Origin of the sequence: Plantibacter auratus, from assembly GCF_050587365.1 — a bacterium.
Classification (GTDB): Bacteria; Actinomycetota; Actinomycetes; order Actinomycetales; family Microbacteriaceae; genus Plantibacter; species Plantibacter auratus.
This window is the reverse complement of sequence record NZ_JBOBFV010000002.1, coordinates 872,239-886,511: the sequence shown is the minus strand read 5'-3', so window position 1 is coordinate 886,511 and position 14,273 is coordinate 872,239. Positions and strand designations below refer to the sequence as shown.

General features: G+C 68.9%; 18 protein-coding genes. 8 read left to right on the top strand and 10 right to left on the bottom strand.

Annotated elements, in window-relative coordinates; translation table 11 throughout:
- Positions 1–25 precede the first annotated feature (25 nt).
- Positions 26–751 (bottom strand): NAD(P)H-binding protein, encoded by a 726-nt coding sequence (locus ACQ3HE_RS11410; protein ID WP_430892846.1) that lies wholly within the window; start codon positions 749–751, stop codon positions 26–28.
- A 63-nt stretch (positions 752–814) separates the two neighbouring features.
- On the opposite strand from ACQ3HE_RS11410, the gene ACQ3HE_RS11405 reads away from it, so the two are divergent.
- The 3 genes from ACQ3HE_RS11405 (at position 815) to ACQ3HE_RS11395 (ending at position 2,600) form a co-directional block, all read left to right on the top strand.
- Positions 815–1,450, top strand: a complete 636-nt coding sequence (locus tag ACQ3HE_RS11405; protein ID WP_430892845.1) for a TetR/AcrR family transcriptional regulator — start codon at positions 815–817, stop codon at positions 1,448–1,450.
- A gap of 283 nt (positions 1,451–1,733) precedes the next feature.
- Positions 1,734–2,231: a GNAT family N-acetyltransferase gene (locus tag ACQ3HE_RS11400; protein WP_430892844.1), complete on the top strand. Its 498-nt coding sequence runs from the start codon at positions 1,734–1,736 to the stop codon at positions 2,229–2,231.
- Between the two features lie 9 nt (positions 2,232–2,240).
- Positions 2,241–2,600 carry a VOC family protein gene (locus tag ACQ3HE_RS11395; protein WP_430892843.1) on the top strand — a complete coding sequence of 120 codons (360 nt, stop codon included), beginning with the start codon at positions 2,241–2,243 and terminating at the stop codon, positions 2,598–2,600.
- Between the two features lie 41 nt (positions 2,601–2,641).
- Here the strand turns inward: ACQ3HE_RS11395 and ACQ3HE_RS11390 are convergent, their stop codons facing one another.
- The 3 genes from ACQ3HE_RS11390 to ACQ3HE_RS11380 form a co-directional block, all read right to left on the bottom strand.
- Positions 2,642–2,989, bottom strand: coding sequence for a YciI family protein (locus ACQ3HE_RS11390; RefSeq protein ID WP_430892842.1), 348 nt, complete (start codon positions 2,987–2,989; stop codon positions 2,642–2,644).
- 161 nt (positions 2,990–3,150) lie between these two features.
- Entirely contained in the window at positions 3,151–3,633 is a 483-nt protein-coding gene (locus tag ACQ3HE_RS11385; RefSeq protein WP_430892841.1) for a hypothetical protein, read from the bottom strand.
- A gap of 60 nt (positions 3,634–3,693) precedes the next feature.
- A complete protein-coding gene (locus ACQ3HE_RS11380; protein ID WP_430892840.1) occupies positions 3,694–4,275 on the bottom strand; it encodes a uracil-DNA glycosylase family protein in 582 nt (193 codons plus the stop codon).
- Between the two features lie 39 nt (positions 4,276–4,314).
- Between ACQ3HE_RS11380 and ACQ3HE_RS11375 the strand changes: the two genes are divergently transcribed.
- The 4 genes from ACQ3HE_RS11375 to ACQ3HE_RS11360 all read left to right on the top strand — a co-directional run bounded on the left by ACQ3HE_RS11375 (position 4,315) and on the right by ACQ3HE_RS11360 (position 7,838).
- Entirely contained in the window at positions 4,315–5,871 is a 1,557-nt protein-coding gene (locus ACQ3HE_RS11375) for a deoxyguanosinetriphosphate triphosphohydrolase family protein (RefSeq protein ID WP_430892839.1), read from the top strand.
- A gap of 142 nt (positions 5,872–6,013) precedes the next feature.
- Positions 6,014–6,346 carry a DUF7882 family protein gene (locus ACQ3HE_RS11370; RefSeq protein WP_079706140.1) on the top strand — a complete coding sequence of 111 codons (333 nt, stop codon included), beginning with the start codon at positions 6,014–6,016 and terminating at the stop codon, positions 6,344–6,346.
- Between the two features lie 89 nt (positions 6,347–6,435).
- Positions 6,436–6,807, top strand: coding sequence for a hypothetical protein (locus ACQ3HE_RS11365; protein WP_159876643.1), 372 nt, complete (start codon positions 6,436–6,438; stop codon positions 6,805–6,807).
- Positions 6,808–6,884: 77 nt separating this feature from the next.
- Entirely contained in the window at positions 6,885–7,838 is a 954-nt protein-coding gene (locus ACQ3HE_RS11360; protein ID WP_430892838.1) for a helix-turn-helix transcriptional regulator, read from the top strand.
- A 16-nt stretch (positions 7,839–7,854) separates the two neighbouring features.
- Here the strand turns inward: ACQ3HE_RS11360 and ACQ3HE_RS11355 are convergent, their stop codons facing one another.
- The 6 genes from ACQ3HE_RS11355 to ACQ3HE_RS11330 form a co-directional block, all read right to left on the bottom strand.
- On the bottom strand, positions 7,855–8,130 hold the full coding sequence (locus ACQ3HE_RS11355; RefSeq protein WP_124767897.1) for a hypothetical protein: 276 nt from the start codon (positions 8,128–8,130) through the stop codon (positions 7,855–7,857).
- Positions 8,131–8,272: 142 nt separating this feature from the next.
- Entirely contained in the window at positions 8,273–9,961 is a 1,689-nt protein-coding gene (locus ACQ3HE_RS11350) for an ABC-F family ATP-binding cassette domain-containing protein (RefSeq protein WP_430892837.1), read from the bottom strand.
- Positions 9,962–10,252: 291 nt separating this feature from the next.
- Complete coding sequence (locus tag ACQ3HE_RS11345; RefSeq protein WP_430892836.1) at positions 10,253–11,329, bottom strand: phosphotransferase family protein; 1,077 nt, start codon at positions 11,327–11,329, stop codon at positions 10,253–10,255.
- Between the two features lie 51 nt (positions 11,330–11,380).
- Positions 11,381–12,022 carry a Fic/DOC family protein gene (locus ACQ3HE_RS11340; RefSeq protein ID WP_430892835.1) on the bottom strand — a complete coding sequence of 214 codons (642 nt, stop codon included), beginning with the start codon at positions 12,020–12,022 and terminating at the stop codon, positions 11,381–11,383.
- Positions 12,019–12,201 (bottom strand): antitoxin VbhA family protein, encoded by a 183-nt coding sequence (locus tag ACQ3HE_RS11335; protein ID WP_159876653.1) that lies wholly within the window; start codon positions 12,199–12,201, stop codon positions 12,019–12,021. The genes ACQ3HE_RS11340 and ACQ3HE_RS11335 overlap by 4 nt, the downstream gene beginning before the upstream one ends.
- 116 nt (positions 12,202–12,317) lie before the next feature.
- Complete coding sequence (locus ACQ3HE_RS11330) at positions 12,318–13,535, bottom strand: MFS transporter (RefSeq protein WP_430892834.1); 1,218 nt, start codon at positions 13,533–13,535, stop codon at positions 12,318–12,320.
- Between the two features lie 174 nt (positions 13,536–13,709).
- Between ACQ3HE_RS11330 and ACQ3HE_RS11325 the strand changes: the two genes are divergently transcribed.
- Positions 13,710–14,168 (top strand): MarR family winged helix-turn-helix transcriptional regulator, encoded by a 459-nt coding sequence (locus ACQ3HE_RS11325; RefSeq protein ID WP_430892833.1) that lies wholly within the window; start codon positions 13,710–13,712, stop codon positions 14,166–14,168.
- Positions 14,169–14,273: the final 105 nt, after the last annotated feature.

Here is a 14,273-nt window from a genome sequence, read left to right as displayed (position 1 = left end):
GAAGGGCACCCGGGGTCCGACGCTGTCACAGCTCGTTGTCCACGACGCGCCGGACTGCCTGTGCAATAGCCATCGGTCCCGCGTTGAGCTCCAGGATCCGTCGGCTGATGTTCGGCTCGAGGATGAGTGCCTCGAGGACCGCAGCCACGTCTTCGCGCGTGATCTCGTCGTGGAGTTCGGCGGGCCCCAGGGCGACCGTTCCCCGGGCCGGGTCATCGGTCAGCAGTGAGGGGCGGAGGATGACCCAGTCGATCGGCTGGCGGGTCAGCGCGACCTCCGCCCGCTTCTTGACGGCGAAGTAGTGCTCTTCGTCGTCGTTCAGCTGCCGCTCACGCCAAGCCTCCGGCATGACGGACAGCAGTATGAGGCGCTTCCCCGGCGTCGCAGCGACCGAGTCCGACACGCGCCGGAGAGCCGTGTCGTCGATGTCGTCCGTCACGCTCTGGGGTCCGGCGTTCGACCCTGCCGCGAAGACGATGACGTCCCAGTCCGAGGTCATCGCCGTGATCTCCTCCGTGGTGGCGACCCCGAGCTCGCCGGTGACGGTCGTCACTCCATCGGCTTCGAGGGCGGGATCCGGCAGCGACGACCTCGTGAGGCCTGAGACGATGACACCTCTGGCGCGGAGCCGGGTCGTCAGGAGTCGGCCGACCCTGCCCGTGATCCCGAAGATGAACACGCGCGTGGTGGGTGCGGCTGAATCGTCGTGGGATGCGTTCTCGGTCGCGGCGGTGGTGTCTTGTGACGTCATGGGTGATCCTCTCGATCTCTTACTTACCAATCGTAACTTACTAAGAGTAGGTAGAATCGGAGGATGGAAACCACCGCGGACGACAGCTTCAGCTCTGGGCCGAGACGTCGCCTCTCGTGGGATGTACGCCACGCGCAGTTACTCGATGCGTTTCGCGACCTCATCCGCACGCATGACCTCGCGGACGTCACGCTGGCGCGGGTGGCTGCGCACGCCGGCGTGACGAAGCCCGTGGCCTATGACCACTTCGGCGATCTGTCGGGGCTGTTCTCCGAGGCCTACCGAGCCTTCGAGTCCCACCAGCGAGACGTCCTGCTCCGGGCCCTCGAGAGCGCCCCGCGGGACCTCGATGCTGTAGCCGACCTGGTCGCCGAGGCCTACATCGAGTGTTGGGTCGCTGAGGGGTTGGAGCTTGCGGCCGTCGTGGCCGCTCTCCAGGGTTCGACGACCTTGAGTACCCTGCGGTCGGACGCGGAGCAGGCGTATCTCGAGATCTGTCGCGAGGCGCTGGAGCCTTGGACCGGACCCCTCGTGAGTGCATCGTTGGCAGCTGTCGTCGGTGCCGGGGACGCCCTCGCCCGAAGTGTCATGTCCGGGTCGCTCTCAACCGCCCAGGCCTCCTCGACACTCGCCGTGGTGGTTCGTGCCGTCGCGTCGGCGTCTGCCCTCCCCGATGCCACTCGAGACCGCAGGACCTGAGCGGCCGCTTCCTCAGCGTGGGGAGTCGGCGGGAGCGAGCGCGATGACGTGTTCGCCGACCCCCCGTTATGGTTGCTCCATGGCTCGCGCACCCTGGAATCGACCCGGCGAATCTCCACAGATACGACGGCTTCGCATCGTGATGTTCTGGACCGCCGTCGTCCTCGTCGTGGCATTCGTCGCCATCCTCGTGTACTTCGTCGTGCGATCGGCCGAAATCGCCGGTCTGTAAGGGCGGCCCGCGGGGATGGACGCTCACTGGCCCCCGGGCATGATGGCTTCGATGAGGCTGAAACTCGCGTCCACGGATGACTTCATCACGCTTCGTCGCCTGTTCGATGACCCTTCCTTCCACGGATGGGGCGGGCCGGGACGGCTTTCCGACGAACTCATCCGCGCCAAGTACCTAGGGGCGCGACTGCCCGACGTCGAGTGCTATCTCGTCCTCGTCGAGGAGCAGGCGGTCGGGCTCGTCCAGCTGCACGTGGACGGGGCTGACTGCGCTGGGATCGACCTCATCTTGTCGCCCTCGGCGCGAGGTCAGGGGACCGGTCGACGGGTGGTCGATGCCATGGTGGCCCGCGCAAGGGAACGGAACATCGCTCGACTCACCGTCGACCCGGACGTCCAGAACGAGCGCGGAGTGCGATTCTGGCGAGCCGTTGGGTTCGAACCGCAATCGACCATCACGGACGACAGCGGACGTGCACCGTATGTCCTCATGTCCCGCAGCACCGCTCTCGAGCCTGCGTCGGGACCGCGGAGTTCAGCGCGTCGATAAGCTCACCCCATGGGCGTTCTCGGCATCGGCGGGTTGTTCTTCCGCAGTCATGACCCGTCGGCGCGCGCGGCGTGGTACCGCGAGCATCTCGGCCTTGAAGCCGGCGCAGAGGGCGAAGACGCCGTCTGGATGCAGGAGGCCGGCATGACCGTCTTCGCGCCGGTTGCGGGGACGAGCGAGTCGTTCGCGCACGACCAGCCGTTCATGCTCAACCTTCGCGTGAGCGACTTGGATGCCCTGACAGCGCATCTCGAGGGAGCCGGGATCGTTGTCGAGCGTCGAACTGAGTGGGAGACGGAATACGGCCGATTCGTCCGCATCCACGACCCCGAGGGACTCCCGATCGAACTCTGGGAAGTCCTCGAATAGACGCCTCGTCCCCCTCGTGGACGGCTCGACTCCGGAAGCCGTCACGTCTCGACGGTGCCGCCACTGTGAATCAGCCGGACCTCGACCCCTCCTCCTCGATGAACCTCGGGGTTCGTGGCAGCGATGGTGAGCGCTTCCTCGAACGTCGAGGCTTCGATGATGTAGACACCCGCGACCACCTCTCGAGAGTCGATGAACGGACCGATGGTCACTCCGGACGCGCGGATCGATCGCGCAAGATCGCGCGGAGTGAACGCGTAGGCGGCCCGCAGCGAACCAGTCTCAGTGAGCGCTCGTCCGTGGGCATCTGGAACCGCCAGTTCCTCCTCAGTCGCATCTCCGGCGTGAAGGGAGTCTTCGGTGTAGATCAGGACGGCGAAGTGAGGCATGGTCTCTCCTTTTTTCGAAGGGTACGCGAGGCCGTATCGATGTCAACCGAAACTGTGGGATGACATGTGGCGCCCCGCCCGAGTGAGCCCCTGCATCGTTCGTGGCACGGGTCGGGAGTTGTCCCGATGGACGAGCTCGGAGCGGCGGCGGCGGAGAGTCCCTAGCTTCCGCTGATGACGCTCACGGCCTGGAGGCCGACGACGATCGCGTTGATCGGTACGGCGATGACGAGCACGACGACCGCGCCGACGACGCCGATGATCGAGTGCCGCGGCGTCCGCTTGTGGACCCGTGCCTCAAGGATGATCACGAGGACGGGCGAACCGATCGCGATCGCGGCGCCGAGCATGAACCCGCCGAGCAAGCCGCCGTCGCTCAGCCGGTCCTCGGGTGGCCCGAACCCGCCCTGCAGGGCGAAGGACAGCTGGACGAGCCAGCTCACCACCAGCAGCCCGAACAGGAGCAGCGTGATGCCGACGCCGGACGCTCGTCCGGTGACCGGTCCGTCCTGGTCGGCTGCTGCAGGGTCGGCGGCTGACACGGATCCAGCGGCCGACGCGGCAGGCTCCCTGGCTGAGCTCGGCCCTGACAGCGGTTCGGCCGGCGGCCGCAGTCCGTCGCCAGCGCTCGGTTCATCGCTCACGACGTGCCCCTCGTCCCTTCGATCAGACGCCGGCGTGCCGGCATCCTCGTCAGCCTATGGTCACGCCGTGAGCGCCGCCCGCACCTGCGCGGCCAGCAGCGGCACCGTCTCCTCCTGGAACCAGGGGTTCTTGGTGCGCCAGCCGCGCGCGAGCGGCGACGGGTGCACGATCGGGAAGAGCGGGAGGTGGGTCTCCGCGGCACGGACGTTCTCCGTCAGGGTGCGACCGGCCCGCGGTCCGAGGTAGGCGCGCTGGGCGTAGGCGCCGATGAGGATCGTCAAGCGCACCTCCGTCAGCCGCTCGAGCAGGGGCGGATGCCAGCGCGGTGCGAAGTCCCGGCGAGGCGGCAGGTCGCCGCTCGCCCCCTTGCCCGGGAAGTAGAAGTCCATCGGGACGATCGCGACGTTCGCCGGGTCGTAGAACTCCTCAGGTGTCACGCCCATCCAGGAGCGGAGGAGGACACCACTCGGGTCGTTCCAGGGGATGCCCGACTCCTGCGCCAGACGACCAGGCGCCTGACTGATGATGAGCACGCGGGCCTCCGGGGAGGCGACGAAGAGCGGTTTCCAGCCGAGCTCGTGGGCCCACTCGTTCGACTCGTGCGCGGCGACCTCGGCTCGGAGACGGTCGATCGGATGCATCCCTGCAGTCTCCCACCGCGAGCGCAATACAGTGAGGGGATGGACGACGACCAGCGGCGACGGCGCCTCATCCCCGAGCCGGTGGACCGGTTCGCGACCGGCGAGGAGTACCCCGAGTACCGGGTCGACCTCGAGCGCATCCGGTTCTCCCCGTACTTCGCGCGGTTGTCCGCGGTGACGCAGGTCGTCTCGCCCTCCGGCGTCGGTCAGGTCGTCCACAACCGGCTCACGCACTCGATCAAGGTGACCGCGGTCGCCCGTGCCATCGCGATGCAGCTCACCACGACGGATCCCGAGCAGAACGCCATCGTCGAGCGGCTCGGCGGGTGCGACCCGGTCGTGGTTCAGGCCGCCGCCTCCGCCCACGACCTCGGTCACCCACCGTTCGGCCACCTCGGCGAACAGGTCCTCGACCGCCTGGCACGTGAGCGGCTCGGCCTCGCGGAGGGCTTCGAGGGCAACGCGCAGTCGTTCCGCATCCTCTCCGCGCTCGACGTGTGCGAAACGGTGAAGGAGGGCCTCAATCTCACGGCCGCTTCCCGCGCCGCCGTGCTCAAGTACCCCTGGGGCCGCACCATCCACCGCCCCGACCTCGACCCGGCAGACCCCACCCGCATGCCTCGCGGGTCAACCGCCAGCCGCTGGGAGACCGCGCCGCCGAAGTTCTCCGCGTACACCCTCGATCTCGACGACATGCTCGACGCCCGCAGCGCGTTCACCGCGATCGCGCCCTGGCAGCAGACCGTCGAGTGCTCCGTGATGGACGTCGCCGACGACATCGCCTACTCCCTGCACGACCTCGACGACTTCTATCGGGCCGGCGTCCTGCAGCAGGCGGCGGTCGCGGTCGAGTTCCGCACCTTCCTCCGCGACCAGCACACCCTCGCCGCGCTCGACGCCGACGAACTCTGGAACCGCGCACCCGGCCACTCGCTCGAGCTGTTGCGCCGGCGGATCGTCTCACGCGACCCGTGGATCGCCAGCGACGAGCACTTCCGGGCGTCGGTCCAGCGGGTCGCGACCGAGCTCGTCGAAGGACTCCTCGCCGTGCCCTTCGACGGTTCCAGCCGAACCGAACGCGCCATCGAATCGTTCGTGTCGTCTTGGATCGGTCGCCTCCAGCGCTCCGTCCTCGTCGTCGAGGAGCCGAACGTGCGCTCCGGCCACGTGTCGCTCCTCCCCGAGGCGTGGCACGACGTCACGGTGCTGAAGTTCGTCCACACCCGGTTCGTCATCGACCGGCCGGACTTCGCCACCTACCAGCGAGGCCAGTCCCGGGTGCTCGACGTGCTCGTCACCGAACTGGACAGCTGGCTCGACGACCCCCGCGACGGCCCGCGCGCCCCGCAGAAGCTCCTCGACTTCGTCGAACTCGCCACCGACGGCTACTTCCGACTCCGGGCGGACAACCCCGACTGGCTCCCTGCGGACCCCGAGTCCGAGAGCGAGCGACCGCAGAGTGACCCGCGCGCCCTCGGGCGGCTCGGACGGGCCCGCGGCATCCTCGACTACGTCGCCTCGCTGACCGACGAACAGGCGACGGCGCTCGCCGCGCGACTGCGCGGTGACCGCGAGGCCTGGGCCTTCGGCAGCTGAGTGCAGCCTGGACGCCGACCCGGTTCCGAGCAATACCCGACGCATTTCGGATAGGTCAGAGCGGGGGATCGCTAGAAGATCTAGCGTTAGCAACGGCGCCGGGAACCAGCCCGGCACCGAAACAGAACGGATGGCGCGCCTCATGGGAAACCTCCTCTACGGAACCCCTCCGACCCCGCACGAGATCGAAGACCGACTGCTCGCTCACCTGCAGACGGTCATCTTCACGAAGTTCCGCCGCAACGAGAGCTTCGCGTTCCACCTCGAAGCCGTTCCCGGCCGTGGAACCGGACGTCAGTCGCTCTGGCTGAACCCGATGATCCCCCTCCAGTTCTCGTTCTACGGCAGCCGTGCCCCCGAACTCAACCGCGAATGGTTGGCCGCGCTCCTCGAGCAGGCCAACAGCGCCAAGGGCATGCGCGTCGTCCCCGAGCCGGCAGCCGGCGCCGCGAAGCGCGTCGAGTCCGCAGCGTAAATCCGAACGGTCGGCGGCAACTGACCGACCATCGTCTCGACGCGCTCCGGCCGTCGGACGTCTCTGAAACACCAGTTGGGGGTGCCACCGTGACCACCGGTCTCCAGAGCGCGCCCGACTTCCTCGACCTGGACGACGCGCGAGCCTCACGTCGCCTGATCGACCGCACGGACATCGTGTTCCAGACCTCGCACGCCAGCTTGGACGCGGAGGGCGGGCTGTCCCTCAGTCGGACGTCCCTCAGCCTCGACGTCGACGGCGACACCGTCCGGGTTCCGGCGAATCACATCGTCGCCTGGTCGCTCCGTACCGAAGGCGGCCTCATCGTGGTGACCGTCTGGTCCGAGCGCCCGACCGCCGTCCACGAGACCACGGTCCTCCCGCGGTTCGCCCGCATGGCGTCGTCCGCGCTCACCGAGGTCCTGGGTGCGGAACACGGCTTCCTGCAAGGGACCGCCTGACATCGAGTGGTCTGCTCGGGCCGGAAACGACCCGCTACGGGATGACAGCCGGGCGCCGCCGTGAGATTCTATGAGCGATGAGCGAAGAAACGGGACCCGCGGAGCGGTCCGAGGTCGCAGGCCGCGACGTCGATGAGGCTCGCGATCTGTTTGCCGGCGCGTACAACGCCGGCTCGATGATCATCGAACCCACCGAATCGGCGTTCACCTTCCGGTACACCGCGATCGGCGACGACGAGCTGACCCTGCGCGCCACCCAGTTCACCGGACGCGTCACCGGAACGGTGCTCACCGAGGGCGAGTACATCGTCTCGTGGCTGACGGCGGGCAGTGGGGCCACCGACCTCGCCGGCGCACCGATGCAGCTCGTGCACGGGCAGCCGGCGATGTTCGCGAACGACCGACTCGCCGAGTTCGACTTCACCGACTACCGGCAGAACCTCATGCACTTCGACGGCGGGTTCCTGGAGCGTGTGGCGGCCGAAGTGGAGGGGACGAGCGGGCCGATCCTCTTCGACACGACGGCCCGCCCGACGGGTGAACAGCTCCGTCGCTGGGCCGCCTCGGTGACGACCGTCGCCAGGGTCATCTACGACGACACGAGTCCGGCCGTCCTCCGCGCCGAGGCGAACCGGTCGGCGGCGATCGCGCTCCTCGAGACGTTCCCGCACACGGCCCTGCACGCGCCGGTGGAGATCGGCCTGCCGGACGCCGGGAAGACCCGCGCGGCCATCGAGTTCATGATCGCCAACGCCCACCTCCCGATCCGCACGGAGGACGTTGCCGAAGCGGTCGGCATGAGCCAGCGCAGCCTCCAGAGCGCGTTCCGTCGGGAGCACGACATCACCGCGATCGACTACCTGCGACGGGTCAGGCTCGACCGGGTGCAAGAGGAACTGCAGAAGGCCGACCCCGGGCTGGCCACGGTCGCGGAGGTCGCAAGCCGGTGGGGGTTCGCGCACCTCGGGCGGTTCTCCGCCTCGTACACCAACCGCTTCGGCGAGTATCCGAGCACGACGCTCGGCTCCTAGCCGCCGGCCGTTCGGCTCAGAAGTCGCCGAACTCGTCGTACTCGTCGAGACCCGACAGCTTCTCCGTCTCGATGGCGGGAACGATCTCCAGCGCCCGGTTCGCGAAGGATTCCACGGTCACCTGCAGGCCCGGGCTGACCAGGACGTCCAGGTTGCGATCTGCGGAGAGCGGGACGTGGACGAAGCGACCACCGGCTTGGACGGCGGACTCAATCTCGCTCATCAGTGCCGAGATGTCGACACCCGACTCGATGTCGTACGAAACGCGGCCGATGGCGATGCTGTACTGCATGACCATCACCTCCGGGATCGGGTTGTTGCTGCAAGCGTATGGAACGCGCCTGTGGATCACGGTGGGTTGACCAAGGTCGCCACACGTGCAGGGGGTGTCGCCTCAGTCTTCCTCCTGCGCGGCGAAACTGCGGCGACACCCGCTATCGCGCGCGGTCGACGCGGGTCTCCTCCCAGACGGGCGCGTCGGAGGCCTGCACCCGGCCGTCGGAGCCGAAGACGAGGAAGCGGTCGAAGCCGCGCGCGAACCAGCGGTCGTGGGTGACCGCGATCACCGTGCCCTCGAAACCCGCCAGACCCTGCTCGAGCGCCTCCGCCGAGACGAGGTCCAGGTTGTCGGTCGGCTCGTCGAGCAGCAGCAGCGTGGCACCGGAGAGTTCGAGCAGGAGGATCTGCAGGCGCGCCTGCTGTCCGCCCGAGAGGGATTCGAACGGCTGCTCGGCCGCGCCCGCCAGCCCGTAGCGGTCGAGCACGCGGCTGGCGGCCTCGCGGGGGAGACCCGACCGGTGCTCGTCGCCGCGGTGCAAGATGTCGAGCAGGGTCCGGCCGACGAGTTCGGGGTGCCGGTGCGACTGTGCGAACCACCCCGGTTGCACGCGCGCGCCGAGCTTGGAATGGCCGTCGTGCGCGACCGGGACGAGTGCGTCGCCAACTGCGGCGAGGTGCCCCGCGCCCGGATCGGGATCCGTCCCACCGCCGGCGAGCAGCCGGAGGAAGTGCGACTTGCCCGAACCGTTCGAACCGAGGACGCCGATGCGCTCGCCGAACCAGATCTCCGCGTCGAACGGCTGCATGAGGCCGGTCAGTTCCAGCCCCGTGCAGACGATCGCGCGGCGGCCCGTGCGTGCGCCGCGGAGACGCATCGTGACCTGCTGGTCCTTCGGCCGCTCCTCCGGTGGTCCGGCCTCCTCGAACTTGGCGAGTCGGGTCTGCGCGGCCCGGTAGCGGGAGGCCATGGAGTCGTTGAACTTGGCCTGCTCGCGCAGACGCAGCACGAGTGCGCGCAGCTTCACGCGGTCCTCGTCCCAGCGCCGGCGGAGTTCGTCGAGTCGGTCGAGGCGGGCGTCGCGGGCCTCGTGGTAGCTGCGGAAGCTCGCGCCATGGGTCCACGTCGTGCTGCCGGCCGCGCCGACCTCGAGGGTGATGATGCGGGTCGCCGCCTCTGCCAGGAGCTCGCGGTCGTGCGAGACGAGGAGGACCGTCTTGCGGGTCTCGGCGAGCATCCCCTCGAGCCAGCGCTTCGTCGGGACGTCGAGCGAGTTGTCGGGCTCGTCGAGGAGGAGGACCTGCTCAGGGCCGCGGAACAGGGCCTCCAGGACGAGCCGCTTCTGCTCGCCGCCCGACAGCGTTCCAAGCGTCCGCCACTGCGCGCGGTCGTAGGGCACCCCGAGTGCCGCCTCGCAGCAGCTGTCCCAGAGCACCTCCTGGTCGTACCCGCCGGCGTCGGCGTACTCGGCGAGCGTCGTCGCGTAGGCCATCTGGGTCGCCTCGACGTCGTCCTCCATGAGGGCGAGCTCGGCGCGGTCGACCGCCTCTGCCGCCGCGCGGACCCGCGGAGGCGCGACCTGGACGAGGAGGTCCCGGACCGTCCGGTCATCGTCGCCGCGACCGACGAACTGGTCCATCACGCCGAGGCCGCCGTCGATGGAGACGACCCCGGAGTCGGGCTGGAGCTCGCCGCGGATGATCCGCAGCAGCGTCGTCTTGCCGGCGCCGTTCGCTCCGATGAGCGCGGCGATCGCCCCTTCGCCGACGCGGAACGAGACCTCGTCCAGCAGCGTCCGTCCGTCGCTCAGCGTGTAGCTGAGGTCGCTGACGTCGATGTAGCCCATGGTGCGCACTCCCCAGGGAGCCGATCGCTCCCGAACGGGCCCGCGCTGGTTCGCGCCGGGCCGCCCACCGCCTGGCGAGCCGACCAGTCTAGCCGCGCGGGTTCGTCCGCGCGCAACTGCCGCTGCGCACGACTCCCGGTCACTGAGCCCCCACCCCGGTCACTGAGCTTGTCGAAGTGCCCCGACCGCCCTTCGACAAGCTCAGGGACCGGAGGAGGTCAGCTCAGGGACCGGAGGAGGTCAGCCCAGGGACCGGAGGAGGTCAGCTCAGGGACCGGAGAGTCGCGCGGCTCAGGCGAGCGAGGCCGCGATGTCACCGATCCACGTGCGCACCGACGCGTCGTGTTCGTCGAACCAGTCGCCCTCGTAGCCACGCGGGACGCCTTCGACCACCATGACGAGCGCGAGGTACAGCGACCACAGGCGCGCGCGGGTCCGGGCGTCCTCATCGGGCAGGAGCTCGCGGCCGGACGTCTCGCGGTAGGCGCGGAGGAGTTCCGAGTCGGCGGCGACCGTCTCCGGCACGTCGGTGAAGAGCGCCAGGGAGACGAGGTCGGCGGTGGGGTCGGCCCAGTGCGCGCGCTCATGGTCGATGACGCCGGTCAGTTGGGCGGCCTCCGCCCCGTGTTCGGGCATGACGAGGAGGTTGCCCTCCCAGAGGTCGAAGTGGACGAGCGTCGGCTCCGTCACGCTGTCGAAGGCCGGCAGCGCGGTGTCGATCAGGTGTCGGATCTCGTCCGCCGCGACCGGAAGGTCGACCTCGAACCGCAGGGCATCGGCGAGGACGGCCTCCACGACGAGCCGGTAGGCGTCCGCGGCACTGGCCGCCTGAAGCTCCGGGCGGAAGGGGTAGCCGAATCGGTTCCCCTCGGCGAGGCCGGTCGCCGAATCGATGGACGCGGCCTCCGCCGGGATGTCGACGTCGTCTGGTTCCACGTGGAACGGCGTGCGACCCGCCTCGTGCAGACGGGCGAGCGTGCGGCCGAGGACGTCGCGGGCGAGGGGGACGGTCTCGGTGCTGTTCGCCGGTCGGCCGGTGAGTTCGGTCATCACGAGGGCGTCGCGTCCGTCGAGCGTCGCCTCGAAGACGATCTCCGGCTGCGGCACCTCCGCACGGCCGAGGATGCGGAGGGCGAGCGCCTCGGTCGCCATGAGGGACCGCTCGTAGGTGAGGCCGGCCGCGTCCGCGGGGGAGAGCTTCACGATGACGCGCTCGCCGCCGTCGAGTTCGACCGCTGCGACCTCGTTCGCCGTGCCCGCTCCGAGCATCGTGATGGTCGGGCTGCCGGGCTGCATCGCCGGTCGCTCGGCCGCCCAGTGCTCGGCGACCGCGATCATGGTGTCACTGGGGCGAGGGGTTCGGCTCATCCGCCCACGGTAGTCGACGGTGTGGCGCTCCCGCTCCCGCTGCCCGTCGGCTCAGGAGATCGGTTCGCAGGTGAGAATCCGCGTGAAGATCGCAACGAGCTTGGAGTCGTCGCCATTGTTTCTCGCCGCATGACAGGCCGCGTGCAAGTCCTCGCGCTCGACCCGACCCCACTCGAGACCGCGCCCCGACTCAGCGAGCAGCTGCGCGAAGAACTCGCGTTGCGTTCGGCCGTTCCCTTCACGAAACGGATGCGCGAAGTTCATGTAGTCGTAGAGATAGGCGACTTCGGCGGCGAGGTGATCGTCGGTGACTCCGCGGAGGAGGTCCGAATCCGCTATCCGTTGAGCCGCGTGGGCTACGGGGCGGCCGATCTCCGCCGGAGGCGTGAAGGACTCGCCACCATCTCGCGCAAGTCCGACGGTGCGAAGTTCACCGGCCCATTCGTAGACGTCTTGGAAGAGCTGGCGATGCAGTGCTTGCACGTGGCTGAGGTCGTAGGTCCGTTTCACGAGCGTCGGATCGGCGCGGAGTTCGGCGAGGCGATACTCGACGAGGTCGTCCTCGGCGGCTTGGAGCTGTTCCGCGTCGACGATCCCCAGCGTGTTTCGGAGGACCCCTGAGTCAGGCCCCCATAAGTAACCGAGCCAACGACATGCTGCATCCCCCAGCTCCCAGGGACGCTCGATGGTCAATCGAGACCGTAGCGCGAACGCACCCGTTGGCCGAGCTGCGCGATGTCGATCTCGCCTCGGACGTAGGCATCCTGGTCAGCCCGCGTCGCGGGGGTGCTCTGTGATCCCTCGAGCTCTGAGGATCGGCGAGCGTCTTCGATCGCCCGCTGCCGTCGGTCCTGTGCAGTGTCCAAAGTCATAGCGTCGTCCTCCTGACGCCAGTGTAATCGGGCGTCCCTCGAGCGATGCCACCGTCTCTGGGTGGCTGCGGTGTCGATGCGATTCGTCCACAACTCCCGCTGGATTCGCGGGCGGCTCACGCGGGGTGCGGGATCTCCTGGCGGGCGGCGTCGGCGGGCTCGTCCTGCAGGAGTTGTGGACGACGACGGGAGCACTTCGCGGCGGTGGCCGCACCGATGATGACGATCAGGCCGAGCAGGGTGATGGCCGCACCGGCCCAGATCGGCGAGGTGTAGCCGAGGCCGGCGGTGATCGTGACGCCGCCGAGCCAGGCGCCGAGCGCGTTCCCGAGGTTGAACGCGGCGATGTTCGCTCCCGAGGCGAGCGTGGGAGCGGCCGACGCGTACCGCATGACCCGCATCTGCAGCGCGGGGACGGTCGCGAACCCGAAGCCGCCCATGAGGACGAGGGCGATCACGGTGGCGACGGGCGACTGTGCGGTCGCGGCGAAGGCGACCAGGATCACGCTCAGTACCGCGATGACGACGATGAGCGTCCGGTCGATGTTCCGGTCGGCCGCCTTGCCACCCACGATGTTGCCGACCAGGAGCCCGACGCCGAAGAGGATGAGGAGCCACGGCACCGTGGTCGAGGCGAAGCCGCTGACCTCCGTGAGTGTGTACGCGATGTAGGTGAACGCACCGAACATGCCGCCGTAGCCGAGGACCGTGACAGCGATCGAGAGCCAGACCTGGCCGGAGCGGAACGCGCGCAGCTCGGCGAGGAGCGACGCCGGGGCGTCGTCACGCTTCGGCTTCGGCACGAGTGCCAGGATGCCGATGAAGGCGACGACCCCGATCACCGTGATGGCCCAGAAGGTCGAGCGCCAGCCGAAGTGCTGGCCGAGCAGCGTGCCGAACGGGACGCCGAGCACGTTCGCCGCGGTGAGGCCGGTGAACATGATCGCGATCGCGCCGGCCTGTTTGTGGGCGGGGACCATCGCCGCCGCCAGGACCGAGCCGATACCGAAGAACGCTCCGTGGCTGAGGGCGGCGAGGATGCGGCCGGCGAGCATGATCTGGTAGTCGCCGGCGAGTGCGGAGACGAGGTTGCCGACGACGAAGAGCACCATCAGGGCCAGCAGGACGGGCTTCTTCGGCAGTCGGGTGACCGCCGCGGTGAGGGCGAGCGCCCCGACGACGACGGCCAGGGCGTAGCCGGAGATGAGCCAGCCGGCTGCGGCCTCCGAGACGCCGAAGTCGGCCGCCACCTCGGGCAACAGCCCCATGATGACGAACTCCGTGAGGCCGATGCCGAAGCCGCCGAGGGCGAGGGCGATGAGACCGAGTGGCATGACGATTCCTGCGATTCCTGGGGGTCGTGGGGAGAGTGCTGGTGGCCTGCAGCCGGGGCGCGTACGCTGATAGTTGCAGACGCGCGATAGATATCGTTGCACGCGCTAGGTAATAGCGCAAGCAACTATGTGCGCCTGCAATCAATTGATCGATGTTCGAACCGAGGAGTCCCGATGGGCATCGCCGACGACGCTGTTGAGATCCGCGCGCAGGGGTGGCGGACGCTCGCCGCCCTGTACGGATCGATCGAGTCCGATCTGGAACGCGCGCTGCAGGCCGAGGCCCGGCTCTCCGTGGTCGAGTACACCGTGCTCGACGCCCTGGGGCGCCAGGACGGCTGGCACATGCGCATGCAGCAGCTCGCCCGTGCGACGGCCCTGTCGCCGAGCGCCACCACCCGGCTCGTCAACCGCCTCGAGGACCGCGCGCTCCTCACCCGCGTCCTGTGCGCCGACGATCGCCGAGGGGTCTACACCGAGCTCACGGCGGCCGGGAAGGCGCTGCTCGAGGAGGCCCGACCGGTGCACGATCGCGCCCTCGAGGAGTCGCTCTCCACCGCGGAGTCGCTCCCGGAACTCGCACCGCTCGTGGAGGCGATCCACCGGCTGGAGCCCGTCGCCACCACCGTCTGACCGACCGGACCGTTCTCAGGAGAACTCCGGCGCGTCGCTCGGGGAGCAGGGCGGCGTGCCGGAGGAGTCCTGAGACAAGGACGTCCGGGTCGCGGAACGGTGCAC